The 16,320-nt window shown below is 62.9% G+C and carries 19 protein-coding genes; 10 read left to right on the plus strand and 9 right to left on the minus strand.

Going from position 1 to position 16,320, the window contains the following annotated elements; all coding sequences use genetic code 11:
* Nucleotides 1–73 precede the first annotated feature (73 nt).
* Genes ABLE71_RS20765 through ABLE71_RS20775 form a run of 3 tightly spaced genes read left to right on the plus strand, consistent with a single transcriptional unit; the run spans nucleotide 74 to nucleotide 5,274 of the window.
* The gene (locus ABLE71_RS20765; RefSeq protein ID WP_348785383.1) at nucleotides 74–3,193 is read left to right on the plus strand and encodes a phage tail protein; all 3,120 of its coding nucleotides are present in this window, start codon (nucleotides 74–76) and stop codon (nucleotides 3,191–3,193) included.
* 9 nt (nucleotides 3,194–3,202) lie between these two features.
* Nucleotides 3,203–3,946 (plus strand): hypothetical protein, encoded by a 744-nt coding sequence (locus tag ABLE71_RS20770; RefSeq protein WP_348785384.1) that lies wholly within the window; start codon nucleotides 3,203–3,205, stop codon nucleotides 3,944–3,946.
* Complete coding sequence (locus ABLE71_RS20775; protein WP_348785385.1) at nucleotides 3,946–5,274, plus strand: hypothetical protein; 1,329 nt, start codon at nucleotides 3,946–3,948, stop codon at nucleotides 5,272–5,274. Before ABLE71_RS20770 ends, ABLE71_RS20775 begins: the two co-directional genes overlap by 1 nt.
* 69 nt (nucleotides 5,275–5,343) lie before the next feature.
* Here ABLE71_RS20775 and ABLE71_RS20780 read toward each other — a convergent pair whose 3' ends face one another.
* Nucleotides 5,344–5,490, minus strand: a complete 147-nt coding sequence (locus ABLE71_RS20780; RefSeq protein WP_348785386.1) for a hypothetical protein — start codon at nucleotides 5,488–5,490, stop codon at nucleotides 5,344–5,346.
* Nucleotides 5,491–5,567: 77 nt separating this feature from the next.
* On the opposite strand from ABLE71_RS20780, the gene ABLE71_RS20785 reads away from it, so the two are divergent.
* From ABLE71_RS20785 to ABLE71_RS20805, 5 genes are all read left to right on the plus strand, one after another.
* On the plus strand, nucleotides 5,568–6,098 hold the full coding sequence (locus tag ABLE71_RS20785; RefSeq protein WP_348785387.1) for a peptidoglycan recognition family protein: 531 nt from the start codon (nucleotides 5,568–5,570) through the stop codon (nucleotides 6,096–6,098).
* Nucleotides 6,098–6,397, plus strand: coding sequence for a hypothetical protein (locus tag ABLE71_RS20790; RefSeq protein ID WP_348785388.1), 300 nt, complete (start codon nucleotides 6,098–6,100; stop codon nucleotides 6,395–6,397). The genes ABLE71_RS20785 and ABLE71_RS20790 overlap by 1 nt, the downstream gene beginning before the upstream one ends.
* Entirely contained in the window at nucleotides 6,394–6,777 is a 384-nt protein-coding gene (locus tag ABLE71_RS20795) for a hypothetical protein (protein WP_348785389.1), read from the plus strand. Before ABLE71_RS20790 ends, ABLE71_RS20795 begins: the two co-directional genes overlap by 4 nt.
* Before the next feature lie 311 nt (nucleotides 6,778–7,088).
* Nucleotides 7,089–7,451 carry a hypothetical protein gene (locus ABLE71_RS20800; protein ID WP_348785390.1) on the plus strand — a complete coding sequence of 121 codons (363 nt, stop codon included), beginning with the start codon at nucleotides 7,089–7,091 and terminating at the stop codon, nucleotides 7,449–7,451.
* A 177-nt stretch (nucleotides 7,452–7,628) separates the two neighbouring features.
* Entirely contained in the window at nucleotides 7,629–7,865 is a 237-nt protein-coding gene (locus ABLE71_RS20805; RefSeq protein WP_348785391.1) for a hypothetical protein, read from the plus strand.
* 12 nt (nucleotides 7,866–7,877) lie between these two features.
* On the opposite strand, the gene ABLE71_RS20810 is transcribed toward ABLE71_RS20805, so the two are convergent.
* From ABLE71_RS20810 to ABLE71_RS20825, 4 genes are all read right to left on the minus strand, one after another.
* Nucleotides 7,878–8,891: a GDP-L-fucose synthase gene (locus ABLE71_RS20810; protein ID WP_348785392.1), complete on the minus strand. Its 1,014-nt coding sequence runs from the start codon at nucleotides 8,889–8,891 to the stop codon at nucleotides 7,878–7,880.
* A complete protein-coding gene (gene gmd, locus ABLE71_RS20815) occupies nucleotides 8,884–9,963 on the minus strand; it encodes a GDP-mannose 4,6-dehydratase (protein WP_348785393.1) in 1,080 nt (359 codons plus the stop codon). The genes ABLE71_RS20810 and gmd overlap by 8 nt, the downstream gene beginning before the upstream one ends.
* A 277-nt stretch (nucleotides 9,964–10,240) precedes the next feature.
* Nucleotides 10,241–10,546 (minus strand): hypothetical protein, encoded by a 306-nt coding sequence (locus ABLE71_RS20820; protein WP_348785394.1) that lies wholly within the window; start codon nucleotides 10,544–10,546, stop codon nucleotides 10,241–10,243.
* Nucleotides 10,547–10,746: 200 nt separating this feature from the next.
* Complete coding sequence (locus tag ABLE71_RS20825) at nucleotides 10,747–11,430, minus strand: D-lyxose/D-mannose family sugar isomerase (protein ID WP_348785395.1); 684 nt, start codon at nucleotides 11,428–11,430, stop codon at nucleotides 10,747–10,749.
* A 395-nt stretch (nucleotides 11,431–11,825) separates the two neighbouring features.
* Here ABLE71_RS20825 and ABLE71_RS20830 point away from each other — a divergent pair, with 395 nt between their 5' ends.
* Both ABLE71_RS20830 and ABLE71_RS20835 read left to right on the plus strand, forming a co-directional pair.
* Nucleotides 11,826–12,536: a LuxR C-terminal-related transcriptional regulator gene (locus ABLE71_RS20830; RefSeq protein WP_348785396.1), complete on the plus strand. Its 711-nt coding sequence runs from the start codon at nucleotides 11,826–11,828 to the stop codon at nucleotides 12,534–12,536.
* Nucleotides 12,533–13,303 (plus strand): helix-turn-helix transcriptional regulator, encoded by a 771-nt coding sequence (locus tag ABLE71_RS20835; protein WP_348785397.1) that lies wholly within the window; start codon nucleotides 12,533–12,535, stop codon nucleotides 13,301–13,303. Before ABLE71_RS20830 ends, ABLE71_RS20835 begins: the two co-directional genes overlap by 4 nt.
* Nucleotides 13,304–13,305: 2 nt before the next feature.
* On the opposite strand, the gene ABLE71_RS20840 is transcribed toward ABLE71_RS20835, so the two are convergent.
* Genes ABLE71_RS20840 through fliN form a run of 4 tightly spaced genes read right to left on the minus strand, consistent with a single transcriptional unit; the run spans nucleotide 13,306 to nucleotide 16,297 of the window.
* On the minus strand, nucleotides 13,306–13,743 hold the full coding sequence (locus ABLE71_RS20840) for a hypothetical protein (protein ID WP_348785398.1): 438 nt from the start codon (nucleotides 13,741–13,743) through the stop codon (nucleotides 13,306–13,308).
* Nucleotides 13,740–14,819, minus strand: a complete 1,080-nt coding sequence (gene flhB, locus ABLE71_RS20845) for a flagellar biosynthesis protein FlhB (protein ID WP_348785399.1) — start codon at nucleotides 14,817–14,819, stop codon at nucleotides 13,740–13,742. Before flhB ends, ABLE71_RS20840 begins: the two co-directional genes overlap by 4 nt.
* Nucleotides 14,820–14,871: 52 nt before the next feature.
* Nucleotides 14,872–15,885 (minus strand): FliG C-terminal domain-containing protein, encoded by a 1,014-nt coding sequence (locus tag ABLE71_RS20850; protein ID WP_348785400.1) that lies wholly within the window; start codon nucleotides 15,883–15,885, stop codon nucleotides 14,872–14,874.
* Nucleotides 15,886–15,910: 25 nt separating this feature from the next.
* Nucleotides 15,911–16,297 carry a flagellar motor switch protein FliN gene (fliN, locus tag ABLE71_RS20855; RefSeq protein ID WP_348785401.1) on the minus strand — a complete coding sequence of 129 codons (387 nt, stop codon included), beginning with the start codon at nucleotides 16,295–16,297 and terminating at the stop codon, nucleotides 15,911–15,913.
* Nucleotides 16,298–16,320: the final 23 nt, after the last annotated feature.

A 16,320-nucleotide genomic window follows, 5' to 3' on the forward strand; every position in this document is an offset into this window, starting at 1 on the left:
CCCTGCATCGCAGCAACAGTTTCCTTCGTCCGCTTACGGGCAGACCATCCCGGTTATATGGGGCAAAGCACGGGTGCCAGGCGCCTATATCTGGGCACCGGATATCATCGTCAAGGTCACGACCAGCGGGGCGATCCTCATCACGACTACGGTGACGGTGAGCCTATCCGCCCGCATTCGTTTCGCCCGCCCGTTGGTTGCCGATTCCCGGTGGAAGCTTCGCCGCCTCTGGGCCGATGGCATTTTGATCCTCGACAACTCTACCGGCTACAAAAAGAGCGGCCTTAATGTCCGCTTCTATGACGGCCATTCCAGCCAGGTCCGTGACCCTCACATGGTCGACAAGGAGGGGGCCAGCAACGTCTCGGCGCATCGCGGCTATCTCGATATCGTCATCAAGAACTACAACCTCGGAACATCCGCAACCGAGCCGCCAGCCTTCGAAGCCGAGCTGGTGCAGGATGATGTCGGCGGGACCGAAGTCGACGAGTTCACCGGCTTCTTCAGCGACGACATCAACACGCATCCCGCCGCCGATTGGGATAACGGCGAGTTCTACGGCATCTCGACTTCGGCAGGGTATCTGCGCCGCTTCAATATCGGAACGTACCAGGAGGTCTATGCCATCCCGATGACGGGCGTCCTGTCCGCAATCGAGGAAAATTCACTTCGCTACATCCCCGAAATGGACCGCCTGATCGCCGTCGATTACGTGCCGGGACCGGGCAACGGGGCCTATCCCTGCGTCATCGATCCGACGACTGGCGCGGTGCTGGATCATGGCGACAAACTCGGCGTTGCCGGGCAGCAATGCAATACCATGATTGCCGTCGCCTTCGGCCAGACGGCAGGCGCAATTATCACGGTCAGTTTCAACGTCGGGACGCTTTCAACCTACTCGTTCACTCCAATCGCGGTTGATCGTCAATTCCAGTCTGGCAATGCCTGGGACAGTCGCGGCGTTGTCGAATGCATCTGCGTCGGAACGATCAGGGAATCCGATGCAGACGTCTATCTCTGTGCCGACACCATCCTCTACAAGGCGCGGCTGACTTCGAACGGCTTCCTTCTCGGCATCGAGACGTTCTACACCGACGCGGACAATCTCGTTTATTGTGTCTTCCACGACGATGACGTGGTTGTGTGGACCGATGCCGGCGAGGCAATCAGGCTCGACGGCGCGACAGGCGCAACGGTGTGGACGGCAACGGTCCCCTATCAGGTCGATACCGGCGCGCAGAACAGAGGTCTTGGCACTCCCGATCAGCTTCGGCTGGATGGCGTGTTCTACTACCAGGAAACGACCCGCTACAATTTCACTGACCTCGACACGGGAGAAACCGAAGAGATAGTCAAGTCGTCGGCGTCGGCTGAAAACTATGTCTACGACGGCGTGGGCAACGTTGCCATCACGACCGATAATACGGCCGACATCGCTGTCAGGACGGCCTTCAACCTTGCCGGGGACGGCCTCACCCGCGACCTTGAGGACTTTCTTGTCGACCTGATGGTGGCAGGCGGCTTCGAGGCATCCGAGATCGAGGTCGAGGGCGTTGACGACCAGATCATCGGCGCCGTTATCGACATCACTGCGGGCGTGCGAGACATCGCCCGCCAGGTCTGCGATCCGTATTCGATCGCCATATTCGAGCGCGCCGACAAGATCGTCTTCAAGCGGGCCAGCACCGACGGCTCTTTCGCGGTCGACGTGACAATCGCCGCGGCCGACACGATCGACCGTGGCGGCCAGTCCATTACGGCTACAAAACGCAACCCGCAGGAGAAGCCGGCCAAGTACGGGCTCAACTATCGCGACGTCGATGAGGTCTATCAGGCGCGTCCGCAGTGGGGCGACATTCCCTCACTGCCATTGCCGGTGGTGGTCACGGAGATCGGCATCAAGGCCGACCTCCCGCTCATCATGGAAGCGGACACCGCCAAGGTCATAGCGACCAAGCGCATCTATCGCGATTTCGTGCAGGAGCACGAATTCACGGTCTCGCTGCCGGCTGAATTCCTGGCGATCGAGCCGGAGACAATCCCGCAGTTCACCTATGCCGGTCGGCTGATCACCGGAAGGGTTCTGGAGAACACCATCCATCCAAACTTCACGAATACGATCGTGATGACCGAGTTCCTGACTAGCGTATCCGTTTCGATATCGGGTGGCACTGGCAGGCCGGTGGAGCCGGAGCCGGTCGGAACCGCCTCGAGCAAATATTACCATCTCGACATTCCGTTGATGGAGGATACCCACGACACTGCCGGGGGAAGTCTGGTTCAATATCATGTGCTCGCCTCAACCGGGCAGCTGACATGGGACGGGGCCACGCTGTTCCGCAAAGACAGCGAGGGAACCTACATCCCGCAGATTTCGCAGGCCGAAAACGGGCTGGTCGGAATCGCGCTCGATCTGCTGCCCGATTGGGATATTCCCTACGTCACGGAGATGACGCGGGAGATCACGGTCGCGATCATATCCGGCGATACCGATCTGCTGACCTCGGCGACTTATCAGGAGGTCTGCGAAGGCGCGAATATGTTCGCGATTGGCCAGCCGGGACGCTGGGAAATCTGCCACGTCATCGACATCACCGATAATGGCGATAACACGTTTACATTCACCGGATTGCGCAGGGGCAGGGGGACTTCAGAAGAGTTCACCGGGGATCACGCCATCGGGGATTTCGTCGTCTGGCTGGAGGACGACAACGTTCAACTGCTGGAATACACGATAGCGTCCCTAAACGATGCCTTCGACTTCAAGCCGGTTGGCTTTGGTGGAACGCTTGAGGGGACGATAGCGGTTAACCGCACCGTTACGGGCGAGGCCGAGAAAATCCCGAAGCCGTGCCAGTTGGACGCGGCGCTCGACGGGGCCGATATCGACCTGTCGTGGGTGAGGCGTTCGCGCATCGGTCCCTATTGGGCCAAGGATGGCGAAGATACCTATACCACGCCGCTCGGGGAAAGCCTGGAGCAGTACGTCATCCGCATCAAGGACGGGCCGGGCGGCACAGTGGACAGGACCGTCACCGTCGATGACGCGACGGCCTACACCTACACGGCGGCGGATCAAACCACCTATTCAGGCGGGACGTTCTCTGCCGGCGATTCCTTCACCTTCGACATTCGTCAGGTGTCCGGCACGGGCGTTGTCTGCCCGACACGCGAAGTGACTGTCACGCTCTAAGGAGCCTTCATGGCACATGATCTAAATCTCCCGAGCATTGCCGATGCTCAGGCCGATGGCCAATGGCAGTCGAGCAACGACGGCGATGCTGCGCTTGCGAATGCCGTCCAGGACATCTTGTCTGTCGATTTCTCTGGCGGCAACGTCACGCTGACTTCCACACAGTTCCGGTCGGCATTCTGCTTCATTCCAAGTGGCCTTTCAGCCAATCGCGACCTGACCATTCCCGGCGTCAAGCGCGCTCAGTTCATGGTCGATAATACGGACACGACGGAGACCATCACGGTCAAGCGCGGATCGACCAGCATCGCGGTTGCCGCCGGCCATGTCGGCATTTTCAACACGGACGGCACGACCAACAGTCTTGGCGGTTTCGTTGTCCGCACCGGAGCGCCGAGCCTCATCAATAGCGCCTACGACTTCGGCATGACCTTCGGCTCCACGCCGGCAACTGACGAAGTGCTGGGGCGCGTTCGGATTGGGCGCAATATAACCATCCCCGCGAATATGTCCGGCGCTTCTGGGGGCGTTTCCGTCAACCCGACAGCCACGTTTGATATCGACGTGCTGGACGATGGTGTCTCTATCGGGACAATCTCTGTTTCGACGGGTGGCGCGGCAACCTTCACCACGACAAGCGGCACTGCAAAAACGGTCGCTGCCGGTTCGGAAATTCGCTTCGACGCACCCACCACACCCGATGCGACGGTTGAGGGCGGCAGTTTCGTCATCCTGGCGACGGTGACTTCCTGATGCTGCTCTATTCCTCCTTCCTTGCCGGCGCCGGTGGTGCTGCGGGTACGCTGCCGCCTTTCATCGGTGCCCTGGCGAAGCGCATCACCTCGACGCAATCGGTATCGACGGCGACCTTCACGCCCATCGACTACAACGGCGAGGAATACGATACCGCATCGTTCCACGACAATTCGTCCAATCCGTCGCGCTTCACGGTTCCGGCGGCCTACAACGGGCGGAAGGGGCGTCTGTCGGGGAATCTCAAATCGGCGACTGCCAACACCGTCCTTGCCGTCCAGAACAAGAACGCAGGCAACTATCAGGGCGGCGGCAGTCAGGACGCCACAACGTCGAGCCCCAACAATGTGAACTTCATGGGGGCGCCGGTAGCGCTGGCGACCGGTGACTATTTCCAGAACGTCGCATGGATCAATGCGGCCACAGGCGTTCCGGCTGATGACGCGAATTGGGGGCAGCTCGAGGTTTTCCCGACGAGCTTTGCCGGGGCGCTGGTCAAGCATTCCGCCACGCAGTCGATAAGCTCGTCCCTGCATCCGGTGACGCTCGCATGGGACGGCGAGGAATACGATACAGATGCCTTCCACGATACCGTCACTAATAATTCCCGTCTGACGATCCCGGCTGCCTTCAACGGGCGCCACGTCCGACTGTCAGTCGGCATCGTACTGCCGGGCGCCAGCACAAGCGCGGTTGCGGTCATCATCCAGAAGAACGGGGCGGACGTTCACGGCCTGCCATTGAAGCTTCAGGCGGTTTCCGGCACTGAGCAGTTCAGCTGCGTCAGCGCCCCCATACAGGTTGCAACCGGCGACTATTTCACGGTCGTTATGTACTACTTCAACGCCTCGGCACAGAACGTCCCAGCCGCCGATGCGAATGTCTGGTTTGCGATTGACGTTCTGCCGAACCCGTTCAGCGGAGCACTGGTCAAGCGCACGACAAACCAGCTTATTTCCAGCACTACAGCAATCATGACCTGGGAGGCCGAGCAATACGATGTCGGCGGCTGGTGGAGCGGTGGATCACCGACAAGACTCACGGTTCCGTCTGGGGTTACGAAGGTCCGCCTGACGGCAAACATTCGGCCAGGCTCAACATCGGGTAAAATCTTCATCCGAACACTAAAGAACGGTTCGTCGTTTGTCGGGATGCTTGCAGAGGGGGCCGCGCCAGGCACCAGCGGCTCTCCGGAAGCGCCGGGAGGCGTGTCGGCTGTCGTGGCTGTATCGGCGGGAGATTATTTCGAGCTTGAGGTGACGGACGCTTCGTCGGAGAATTTCGGATCATCGACTAACGTCTGGTTCTCGATCGAGGCCGTTGAATAGGAAAGAGGCCGGCGGTTACGCCGGCCTCTCCGGGGCTTGCTCGCGACCTGGTGCCGTGAGCGGGGGCAATCAGCCTGCAAACGCCATTCCGGCGGCAATGCCGAGACCGATAGCAACGCCGGTGAGAAGGTTGCCGGCCAGCGCCGTCAGCACCGGCCGCCAGTCGAAACGCGGCGCGGTCAGCGCCGCTTCAAGGTCAGAGAATATCCGTTCCATGCGGACAATATAGTCACTTCCTCCGCGGAAGTGAATCAAGATTTTCGGCCTGTAGATAACCCAAGGAATTACCAGCCATGACCATCCCCGCGGACTGGATGCCGCCGGCGAAGCTTTCGCGCGTCATCCTTCACTGGACGGCCGGCAGCCATAAGGCGACCGACTTCGACCGCCAGCACTATCATGTGCTGATCGAGGGCGACGGCAGAGTGGTGAAGGGCTTTCCATCAATTGCCCTCAACAGCGAGCCGAAGGTAAAGACTGGCTATGCGGCTCACACCCGCAATTGCAACACCGGCTCGATCGGGCTTTCGCTGTGCAGCATGGCTGGCGCGATCGAGCGGCCATTTCAACCCGGCTCTCATCCGCTGACAAAGGCGCAGTGGGAAATGGGATCGACGGTCGCTGCCGAGATCTGCAAGCGCTACTCAATCCCCGTGACGGCGAAGACCGTGCTTTCCCATGCCGAAGTGCAGGTCAACCTCGGCATCGCCCAGCGTGGAAAATGGGACATTGCGGTGCTGCCGTTCGATAGGTTTTTCGACACGGCGCGCGAGTGCGGCGACAGGTTCCGCGCCGAGACCGCGGCAAAGCTGGCGAGGCTCTGATGTTCTTCGACAAGCTCGGCTCCGACGACTGGCGCATCCGCCGCCGGATCATCGTTCTCCTGCTGATCTGGTGCGTGGCGATGGTGACCTACATCGCCATCTTCGGCCCGCCCGACCAGCTGCGCGAGGCGATCGCGACGGCGCTGATCATCCTGATCGGCTCGATCGTCGGCTCCTACGTCTTCGGCGTCATCTGGGACGACAAGAGCAAGACGCCTAGCACGAAGACGAAGATCACGAGCGAAGTCATCACCGGGCCGGAGACGCCTGTCGCGGAACAAGAGGGGCGACCGGAATGACCGTCATCCTGGGCGCCCTGTGGAATGTCGCCAAGATCGCCATTCCCGTCCCTCTGGTCGTGATCGCGCTGGCCTTTGGCTGGTGGCAGATCGACAAGACGTCAGCCGTGCGCCGCGCGGTCGACGACGCCCTCACCGAAGCCGTCGCCGGGGCGAAGATCGCCGCGCTCGAGGCGCGGATCGTGGAGAACGAACGCCAGCTCGCCGCCGGCCGGAAAGCCGCCGAGGGATTCGCCGAACTGCTGCGCCAGGCGCAGCTCAGGGAAGCGCAGCAAGCCGCGATTGATGCCGAAGAGGATGCCGACTATGAAGCCGAACTTGCTGCCGCTGGCCGTAGCTGCGGGCTTAGCACTGACGATCTCGACTGGCTGCGCCGGTAAAGCGGGGCTGCTGGCGAAGATCGGGGCCGAGCAGGGACGGTCGGCCGCCGGCGTCACCCTGCCCGATCTTCCACCTGACTGCCGGAAGGAAGAGCCGCACGCTGCGCTTGCCGTGGGCATGGAGGCCCGCGTGGCGCTCCGGGCCGAGCGAAGGGCCACCGCCCGCGCCAACGCGCGCGTGGGGCGCTGCGCCGGCTTCTACGACGAGACGAAGGCCGGGCTGGAGGGGCGCGCGCCGTGATCCCGCTCTGCATCGCCGCGCTTCTCTGCGCGTTCACCATCATCGAAATGAAACTGGCAAGGGGCTGGGGATGACGGATGTGCCTATCGAATCGCAAGTAGCCCGGCTCGACGAGCGGCTGAATTCAATAGAGAGAATTCTCGTCGGCATCGCAGATGCGCAGAAGGAAGCCGTCGACAGCCGCCGCCGCGGCTATGAGGCCCAGGAGCGCACCGAGCGCGAGATGATAGGCATCAACCATCGCCTGACGGCGGTTGAGCGCAACATGGACTCGATCCGCCCGACTACGGCAGAGCTCGAGCGGGTCCGCGATCGAGTGCAGTTCGCCGGGAAACTCGGGCAAGGACTCTGGTCGATCGGCAAGGGGCTGCTGTCTGCCGCCGCCGGCGCAGCCGCCGCCTGGTATGCGCTGACCGGCAGGCCGCCACCGTGACCTGCGAACCTGCGCAAAAACGCTTGTCTCGCCCCGCCCCGGCGGGGCTTTTTTCGTTTTGGGACTGCGCTATGCTGGCCGGGATGAAGCCCTATCCCCGCCGCACCAGGCTCGCCTTCCTCGCCGGCATGGCCGCCGCGGCGCTGGCCGTCGCCGCCATCCAGTGGCTCGGCTGACATGGCGAACCAGCGCATCTGGAATCCCGACCTCTACGCGGAAGGATCCTGCATCTACGAGGTCGACGGCGACGGCGACCTGGTCGATCTGGTCGGCTGGGCGAAGAACAGCGTGGCCGCCGCCGCCGCCTTCGCGGAACTCTGCGCCCGCAACCCCGGCACGTCCTACCAGCAGCGGCGCAAGAGCTGGGTCGAGAACGAGCGGATCGTGGGACAGCCGCCGCGAAAAACCCAATAAATCAATGCCGGGCTAGGCTTTCCAGGAGAATGGAATGTGCGGGGGGGCGTCCTTATATCGGGCCTCCGCTACCACCAAATTCCGGGTCCGTTCCGATAACAAGAACTCGTAAGTCGAGCGGATGCCCGTTTCGAGGCCGATCCTCGGCGTCCATCCCATCGCGGCGATCCTGCTGCTGTCCATCAACTTCCTCGGAGTCCCGTCCGGTTTGGACGCATCAAGTTCGACAATGCCGCCATAGCCAACGATCCTGCAGATCGTTTCGGCGAGTTCAGAGATCGTCAGGTCGCTGTCGCTGCCGACATTGACATGCTCGTAGCCCGAATAGCGTTGCATCAGGAAGACCAGAGCCTCGGCGCAGTCGTCGACATGCAGGAACTCGCGGCGCGGCGTGCCCGTGCCCCAGACTGTGATCGAGGGTGCGCCGGCTATTTTTGCCTCATGCGCCTTGCGGATCAGGGCCGGCATGACGTGGCTCGTCATCAGGTCGAAATTGTCGCCGGGTCCGTAGAGGTTCGTCGGCATCGCCGAGATGAAATCCGCGCCATGCTGCAGGCGGTAGGCCTGGCAGAGCTTGATGCCGGCAATCTTGGCGATGGCATACCATTCGTTCGTCGTCTCGAGCGGTCCGGTGAGCAAGGTATCCTCGCTGATCGGTTGCGGCGCCAATTTCGGGTAGATGCAGGACGAGCCGAGGAACAGGAGCTTCTCGACACCCGACCGGTGCGCCGCCGAGATGACATTCGCCTCGATCATCAGATTGTCGTAGAGGAAATCGGCCGGGTAGGTCGCGTTGGCGAGGATGCCGCCGACCTTTGCCGCGGCGAGGAACACGGCATCGGGCCTGTTGGCGGCCATCCATCGATCGACGGCCGCCTGGTCCCTGAGATCGAGTTCGGACCGCGAAGCCGTCAGCGACGTGCAGCCTTCGCAGGCAAGCCGCCTGACCAGCGCGCTTCCGACCATGCCGTTGTGGCCGCAGACGAAAACCCGCTTGCCGGCCAGTTGGTAGACCGCCTCAGCCACGCTGGTTGGACCTCACCGAAAGCTCGGCCGCGCGGAAGTCGCTAAGCGTCATCTCCTCGACCAGTTCCTCGAATGACGTCTTCGGCTTCCAGCCCAGTCTGTCGCGCGCCTTGCTGGTGTCGCCGAGCAGCGTTTCCACTTCGGTCGGGCGAAAATAGCGGGGATCTACCCGGACGATAACGGCTCCCCCCGGTGCGACGGCTTTCTCCTCCATGCCTTGCCCCTCCCAGGAAAGGCTCATGCCGAGCACCTTGGCGGCCGCGTCGACGAAGTCGCGGACGCTGCGTTGGACGCCTGTCGCGATCACGAAGTCGTCTGGCCTGTCCTGCTGAAGCATCTTCCACTGCATCTCGACATAGTCGCGCGCGTGACCCCAGTCGCGCTTGGCATCGAGGTTGCCCAGAAGGAGTTCGTCCTGCACGCCGAGCTTGATGCGCGCGAGAGCCCGCGTGATCTTGCGGGTAACGAAAGTTTCGCCGCGCAGTGGAGACTCGTGATTGAACATGATCCCGTTGCAGGCGTAGAGCCCATAGGCTTCGCGGTAGTTCACCGTGATCCAGTAGGCGTAGAGTTTGGCCACGCCGTAAGGGCTGCGAGGATAGAACGGCGTCGTCTCCGTCTGCGGCGTCTGCTGGACCAGGCCGTAGAGCTCCGACGTGGAAGCTTGATAGAACCGGGTTTTGTCCGTCAGCCCCAGGATACGGATCGCCTCCAGGAGGCGTAGCGTTCCGAGCGCATCGGAGTTGGCGGTGTATTCCGGCTCTTCGAATGACACGGCGACATGGCTTTGGGCGGCAAGGTTGTAGAGTTCGTCGGGTCGCACCTGCTGGATGATATGAGTGAGGCTCGACGAGTCCGTCATGTCGCCGTGATGGAGGAGGAAGCGGCCGGCTTTGCCTGCCTCGCCGTCGAACAGATGATCGATCCGCGCGGTGTTGAAGAGCGATGTGCGTCGCTTGATCCCGTGCACGACGTAGCCCTTGCCGAGCAGGAACTCCGCCAGATAGCTGCCGTCCTGACCGGTGACGCCGGTCAGGAGCGCCACTTTGCCGTTGGGTTCGGAGAGATGCATCGCGATGCCTTTTGGGAGGAACTCAACAACGCGCCCCGTAATACCATGTCAGGTCTCGACAGGCGCTGCACTGGCTTGATCCTGGACATGTCAAGTCAGACTGGCCCCGATCCTCAAGCTCGACCCCTCCAACCCCTCTACCGTCCAGGGGTCCATGCTCGACAGGCTTCGCTCGAATATCCCAAGTGCGCCTTGCGCCGCCGCCATCGCCCGGCAACCGGCCAGCGCCAGGGGCCGCGGCGCTTGATGCGCTGATTGGTTTGGCCAGCCGGCGCAATCAGATTCCTGACCCATAGAGCTCCTCGGCGTCCTCCCCCGCCCAGGGAGTCGGCAGGTCGGACTCCTTGTCCAGATTTGCTCCTGGTAGCGGCATCCAGCATTTCAGCTCCGGATCCGCATATCCGATCACCTGTCCGGGGTGGGAATCGGAGGCGCGCCAGCCTTCGATGCCGAACTGGTCCGCTCTCGACCAATAGGCGACATCGACTTCGGCCGGGCCCTGTTCGGACGGGCGGACGGTCACCAGGATCCTGCTGCCGTCCTTCGGCGCGTTTGACATGTGGCGCCAGCGAGGTTCGTCCACCGGTCTCCTCCCCTTTCAAGGCTCAATCCCGTTCGAAGTCCGCCCATCTTATTGCCGTGCCTGCGGTGGGGGCAACCTCGCCTGCCTCGATAACCACCAGCTTTCCGACGGTGCGCGGCGCCGGGATCCAAGCCCGCCAGCGCGCCCCGCGCTCGCCTAGCTCCGTGGTCCTGCCGGCCCGATACAGGTTTCCGGCCAGCCTAACCGCCTATCCAGCGGTCATAGTCCGAGACCAGAAGGTGCAGCGGCGCCGCGTCCTCCTCGATGTTCGAGAAGCGGCCGATCGGCTTTTCGAAAATATTATCCGTAAGGTCGTCATTGACCGTCGAGACCTCGCCGATCAGCACGTCGCCGCCTTCGCCCCAGAAGGCATGCCAGACGCCGGGAAGCAGGGTCACGCTCTCGCCCGGATCGAGCTTGAGCAGCCCTCCGGCCGGCAGCTTGCGCACCACCCCGTCTGTCGGCACCGTCACCTCGGCCTTGCGGTCGATGCCGCCGTCCGTATCCGGCATGAACAGTTCCAGCACCAGCTTTCCGCCGCCACGGTTGATGATGTCCTCCGCCTTCACCACGTGCCGGTGCATCGGCGACAGCTGGTCCTTGCGCGAGATCATGATCTTCTCTGCATAGAGCATGCCCTTGCCGCGCGACAAATCCTCGGCGCGCCCGTTGCGCACGGTGAAGAGGAACAGGCCGAGTTCGTCGAACTCTTCCTCGCCGTAATCGGTGATGTCCCAGCCGAGCCGCGCATCGACGATGCCTGCCGGCTTCTTCGCCTTGAGCTCGTCCGGCGACCAGTAGGCGAAAGGCGGCATCACATAGCCGAAGGACCGGATGAAGGCGTCGCCTTCGCGAATGATCTCGTTGATGCGCGACCGTTTCATCCGATCCTCCCGATCTTGTTTGCGAGAGCGGAGCAATGCCCCGGAACGGCGGGATTCGCAAGCAGGCGACGATTTGGACCGCAGCCCGGGTGGTCCCCGAGTCTCGCTGGGATTCGCATTTCAGGCTTTTGTCAATCGGGGTTTGATGTCCGATTCGTCTGCGGCTAGATTAGACCCGAATCAGCCGTCCTCGGGGGGCCGGCGGACCACCAGATCTCTGACCTTCCGGATCGCTCCGGTGCAGGGCCTCGGCCGGGTGCGCAAGCTTCCCCGATTCGGCGGATCGCGCTTGCGGCGTCGGTGTCCTGCGTTTCTTCCAGTTAGACGAGTTGAACAGCGGCCCTGGCACGCCAGGGCTGGACAGAGGACGATTCCGGCAGAACGGCTCAATCTTAATGCAACTTGCTCTGGCCGCCCCTTCGCAACCGAACCAACTGGCCGTCCGGCTGGCCTCGCGAGGCGATCTCACCGCCTTCCTTATGGACCTCACCGCCGAGATCGGCGCCGACGCCTACATGCTCGTCGCGATCCTGCACGATCAGGACCAGAATGCGGCCCGCATCCTGGCCTCCAACTGGATCCATGACGCGATCGAACTCGTCGGTCATCGGCTGATCGCAAACCTGGCGCAGGTACCGGCAGCCGGGCTGGGGGCGCGGCCGCGCGGCTTGCTCACGGCTGAAGCTCCGGCGCTGCCCGGCTTGCTCACCGGCGAAGAGGTCAAGCTGCTCGACGTGCTTGGCCACCGCGAGATCTACCCGCTGAGGGTGCAGGCCGGCCGCCACCGCTATTTCTTGCTCTTCTCGGCGGAAGAGACCGGCAGGATCGACCAGGCCGCGCTCACGGGCGCGCAGGTACGTTGCTGCTATGCGCTGTCGCAGATACCGGGACTGCTTCGCGCCGCCGTCGCCCAGGACCCGTTGTCGGACCGCGAGCGCGAATGCCTGATCTGGGTGTCAGAAGGCAAGACCACCGACGAGGTGGCGCTGATTCTCGGCGTGTCGGGCAACACGGTGAACAGTTACATCACCCATGCGATCCAGAAGCTGTCCGCAAGCAACCGCGCGATGGCGATCGCTACCGCGATCAGGAGCGGCATCATTTGAGCGACGCCGCCGAAGTCAGTGAGGTCGTCCAATCGCTCTTCGGCGAGCGGCAAACGCCCTTCGGCGTCTCGCTCGGCCGCGACACGCACCGCACCGTCACGATCCCGGACGCGGTGCGGCGCTGCCGCTGGATCGCCGTCGACATCAACGCGTCGGGCTTCACCCTGCTCTTTTCCGGTCCGTCTGCCGAGCGGCCGTTTCTGGCGCCCTGCTTCGATTCCCGATATCCCGGCGTCTCAGCCGAGACCAGGTTGATCTCGGGCGAGGACCGGTTCGGGCTCGTCAGGCATGCCCGAGCCTCAAGCGTGCCCTGCGTATGGGATGATCTGCCGGGCTCGGTCTCATCGTCCTCGTTGAACGCCCTGACATGGACGACGAGGATCGAGCCGCCCGCCGCCGGCACCTGCGGCATCGTTTTCCCCGTCCATGCCGAACGCGGGCAATGCGGTTTCGTGATCTTCCTCGGATCGGAAATCACGCTTGCGCCCAATGCCATGTTCGATATTCACGCCCGCTGCTTCTCGCTTTTCGATGCGGTTGCCCGCATGCGGCCGGGCGAAAGCGCGAAATTTCCGTCAATATCGAAACGCGAGCTCGAATGCCTCAAGCTCACGGCGAATGGCTACACCAGCGAAGAGATTGCACGACTGCTCAAGCTGTCCGTGCACACCGCCAACCAGTATCTCACCAACACCGCGCAGAAGCTGAATGCCGTCAACCGCATGCACGCGGTCGCAAAGGCTCTGCGCATGGGCCTGATAGAGTAGTATCAGCGCTGGCCGGCGGCCTCCGTCTTGCGGATGCGCGCGCCGTGGATGGCGTCGACCAGAAACGCCGTATTGCGCATCGGATCGGGGTCGGGCCGGTCGAACGCCACGTAGTTCACTTCGACCGAAGCCGCCCTGTCCTCGAGCCGCAGTGCGAAATAGACCGTCGCGCCCGCGGGCCGCAATTCGAGATCGAGTACGATGCGCGGCGGCTCCGACCACCCGACATGCGCCTCGCCGCCGTGCCCGAGCTTGAGCGTGCCCGGCATGAAGAAGAGTTCGGCTGCCGAGTCGACGATGTCAGAAACGGTCGCGAAATGCTCCAGCCGGATGAAGGCGATGTAGTCGGCGACGTCGACCAGGCGCAATTCGCCGACCACCTCCTTGATGGCTTCCGCGACGATCGCCTCGCGCGATGATGAATGCGGCTGTCGGTTCATTGGACTTTGCGCTTGGCCTTGCTTGCGTAGACGACCCGGATCAGTTCGGCGACCGCCTGGTAGAACTGTTGCGGGATCACGCTATCGACCGAAACTTGCTTGTACATGGAGCGGGCCAGCGCCACGTCCTCGAACACCGCGATATTGTTGGCCTCGGCGATCTCGCGGATCTTCAGCGCCACCAGGTCCTGTCCCTTTGCCAGCACCACCGGCGCGCTGTCTTCCTCGCGTACATATCTCAGCGCGATCGCATAGTGCGTCGGGTTGGCGATGACCAGCGTGGCGCGCGGCACGGCCGTCATCATGCGTCGGCGCGCCCTGTCCCGCGCGAGCGACCGCAGCCGCGACTTGACGATCGGATCGCCTTCCGACTGCTTCAACTCGTCCTTGACTTCCTGCTTGGTCATCTTGAGGTCCTGGCGCCAATGGAAACGCGACCAGACGAGGTCGACCGCGGCGATCAGGCCCATCACGACGACGATCGAGATCAATATGTCGATCGTCATGCCGCGGACCACCAGCACGTAGTCCGGCGTCTGCGTCAGCATGCCTGCAAGGAATTGCCTCAGGCTGTCCGACAGCACGAAGCTGAGAACCACCAGGGAAAAGCCGAGCTTGCCCAGCGACTTCAGGAACTCGACGAAACCCTGCGCGCCGAACAGGCGCTTCCAGCCCTTGGCCAGCGAAATGCGCGATGCTTGCGGGCGGATGCGTTCGCCGACGAATTGCGGCAGGTTCTGGAAGGCCGAGGCGCCGACGCCGGCCACCACCAGCAGGACAAGCAGGCTTGCCACCGCCTTGCCGATCTCCATCGTGACGACGCGCGACAGCGCCACCACGTCGTTGGCCGTGTCCATCGGCCAGGCGTCGGGTTTTTCAAGGAAGATGGAGAGGAACGTCCCGAGCTCCATGATGGAGTTGCCGGCGAAGAAAACGATGAAGAGCAGTATGGCGACGAAGGAGGCGAGGATCCCGGTTTCACGCGAATGCGGCAACTGGCCCTTCTCGACCGTGTCGCGAATCTTCTTCTCTGTTGCCTCTTCGGTTTTGCTGTCCTTGTCGACTCCCTCAGCCATGGCCGGACCTCAGCGCTTCCAAAGCATGGGGATACAATGCGGGGATCCTGACCTAGGCAGCCGCGCTTTGTGTGCTGGGCAGCTCGAACGTGCCTTCACGGGCCATGCGGATGGCGCCGGCAGCGATGGCCTTGCGGGCCCTGACGATATCTACCGCGGCGATGCTCTCGGAACCTTGGCCGAGCTCGGATTCGATCATGCGGCGGGCGCGCGCTCCGATCGATGACAGCACGGCTTCGGCAAGTGCTGCCGGAGCGTTGCGAAGCGCCAGCGTCACGAGCTCGGTCGAGATGCTGTCGAACAGCGCGACCCGCGCCTTCTGCGTCAGATGGACGACGTCCTCGAAAGCGAACAGCCGCGATCTCAGCGATTGCATGTCCGGCGCACCCGACTGTTCGAGATCCTGGATCACCTCGTCGAGCTTGTCCTTGTCCATCTCGTTCAGCACGCTGGCGACGCGGATCTGGCCGGCGGAGGTGTCGCGCACCGCGCTCTCGCCGAGCAGCCTGGTGCGCAACTGTTCCTCGATGATCCCGGTCGCGACCTCCGGTATCGCAGCCATGGACATCATGCGCTTGACGACTTCGTTGCGCGCTCCCTTGTCGAGCGTCAGCAGCGCATTCGCCGCGGCCGCGGGCGACAGCTTGGACAGCACGAGCGCGGCGGTCTGCGGATGCTCCTCCGCCATGAACGCGCCCAGCCGGGCCGGGTCGAGCTTCTCTATGTCGGGCCAGACCGGCGCCGGCCTCTCCTGCACCGCCACGGGCTGCTCCACGCCCATCAGCGCGCTGATCTCCTCGGGCGTGAGCGATTCGTTGATGATCGTGTCCATGCGGTCGCCCGAATCGAGCAGCCCCGCGCCCTCGGCGAATTCAGACTCGAACTCCGCGACGATCTTCTCAAGATCCGCCTGGCTGATCGTGCGCAGCAGCCGGGCGCCTTCCACCAGCGCCTTCAGCTCTTCCTGCTTGAAGAACTTCAAGAGCTTGCTGGCCGATGGCTTGCCCATCGCCACCAGGATCGCCGCGGCCTTCTGCGTCCGCGTCATCTCCTCCGCGGTGCTCATGCGGACGCTCTCCCGCCGAATGCCATCAGGCCGGTTTCGTCGCGCTGACCTCGGTCAGCCTGATGCCGAAGCGCGACGGGTCGTTGTCGAGCACGATGATCTCGCCGCGCGCGATGCGCCGTCCGTTGACGGTCACGTCCACCGGCTCGCCGATGCGCCGGTTCAACGCGACGGTCGAACCTTTCTGTAGGCCCATCAGATCGGAGACCGCCATTTCGGTGCTGCCGAGCACGATCTGGATCTCGACGGGAATATCCATGATGAGCGAGGAGTTGGGGCTGACCGGGATAGCGCTGGGCTGAACCGGCGGTCGCTGCTGCTCCTCATGCAGCACATCGCGCAACTCCTCGATTGCGCGGTTCAGCTGTTCCTGCGAGGCGCCCTGGTTCAACGCGGCATTGCCTGGCGTCATCGGTGTTCTCCAATCTCCGCCGG

The sequence above is a fragment of the Mesorhizobium sp. KR9-304 genome (assembly GCF_040049215.1).
Lineage (GTDB): Bacteria > Pseudomonadota > Alphaproteobacteria > Rhizobiales > Rhizobiaceae > Mesorhizobium_K.

What these genes read in the sequence shown, in the direction of transcription:
- ABLE71_RS20830 (WP_348785396.1), top strand. Translation starts at nt 11,826, where the DNA reads ATGCAACTTGCTCTGGCCGCCCCTTCGCAACCGAACCAACTGGCCGTC.
- flhB (WP_348785399.1), bottom strand. Translation starts at nt 14,819, where the DNA reads ATGGCTGAGGGAGTCGACAAGGACAGCAAAACCGAAGAGGCAACAGAG.
- ABLE71_RS20775 (WP_348785385.1), top strand. Translation starts at nt 3,946, where the DNA reads ATGCTGCTCTATTCCTCCTTCCTTGCCGGCGCCGGTGGTGCTGCGGGT.
- ABLE71_RS20780 (WP_348785386.1), bottom strand. Translation starts at nt 5,490, where the DNA reads ATGGAACGGATATTCTCTGACCTTGAAGCGGCGCTGACCGCGCCGCGT.
- ABLE71_RS20795 (WP_348785389.1), top strand. Translation starts at nt 6,394, where the DNA reads ATGACCGTCATCCTGGGCGCCCTGTGGAATGTCGCCAAGATCGCCATT.
- ABLE71_RS20770 (WP_348785384.1), top strand. Translation starts at nt 3,203, where the DNA reads ATGGCACATGATCTAAATCTCCCGAGCATTGCCGATGCTCAGGCCGAT.
- ABLE71_RS20800 (WP_348785390.1), top strand. Translation starts at nt 7,089, where the DNA reads ATGACGGATGTGCCTATCGAATCGCAAGTAGCCCGGCTCGACGAGCGG.
- ABLE71_RS20850 (WP_348785400.1), bottom strand. Translation starts at nt 15,885, where the DNA reads ATGAGCACCGCGGAGGAGATGACGCGGACGCAGAAGGCCGCGGCGATC.
- fliN (WP_348785401.1), bottom strand. Translation starts at nt 16,297, where the DNA reads ATGACGCCAGGCAATGCCGCGTTGAACCAGGGCGCCTCGCAGGAACAG.
- ABLE71_RS20785 (WP_348785387.1), top strand. Translation starts at nt 5,568, where the DNA reads ATGACCATCCCCGCGGACTGGATGCCGCCGGCGAAGCTTTCGCGCGTC.
- ABLE71_RS20805 (WP_348785391.1), top strand. Translation starts at nt 7,629, where the DNA reads ATGGCGAACCAGCGCATCTGGAATCCCGACCTCTACGCGGAAGGATCC.
- ABLE71_RS20790 (WP_348785388.1), top strand. Translation starts at nt 6,098, where the DNA reads ATGTTCTTCGACAAGCTCGGCTCCGACGACTGGCGCATCCGCCGCCGG.
- gmd (WP_348785393.1), bottom strand. Translation starts at nt 9,963, where the DNA reads ATGCATCTCTCCGAACCCAACGGCAAAGTGGCGCTCCTGACCGGCGTC.
- ABLE71_RS20840 (WP_348785398.1), bottom strand. Translation starts at nt 13,743, where the DNA reads ATGAACCGACAGCCGCATTCATCATCGCGCGAGGCGATCGTCGCGGAA.
- ABLE71_RS20825 (WP_348785395.1), bottom strand. Translation starts at nt 11,430, where the DNA reads ATGAAACGGTCGCGCATCAACGAGATCATTCGCGAAGGCGACGCCTTC.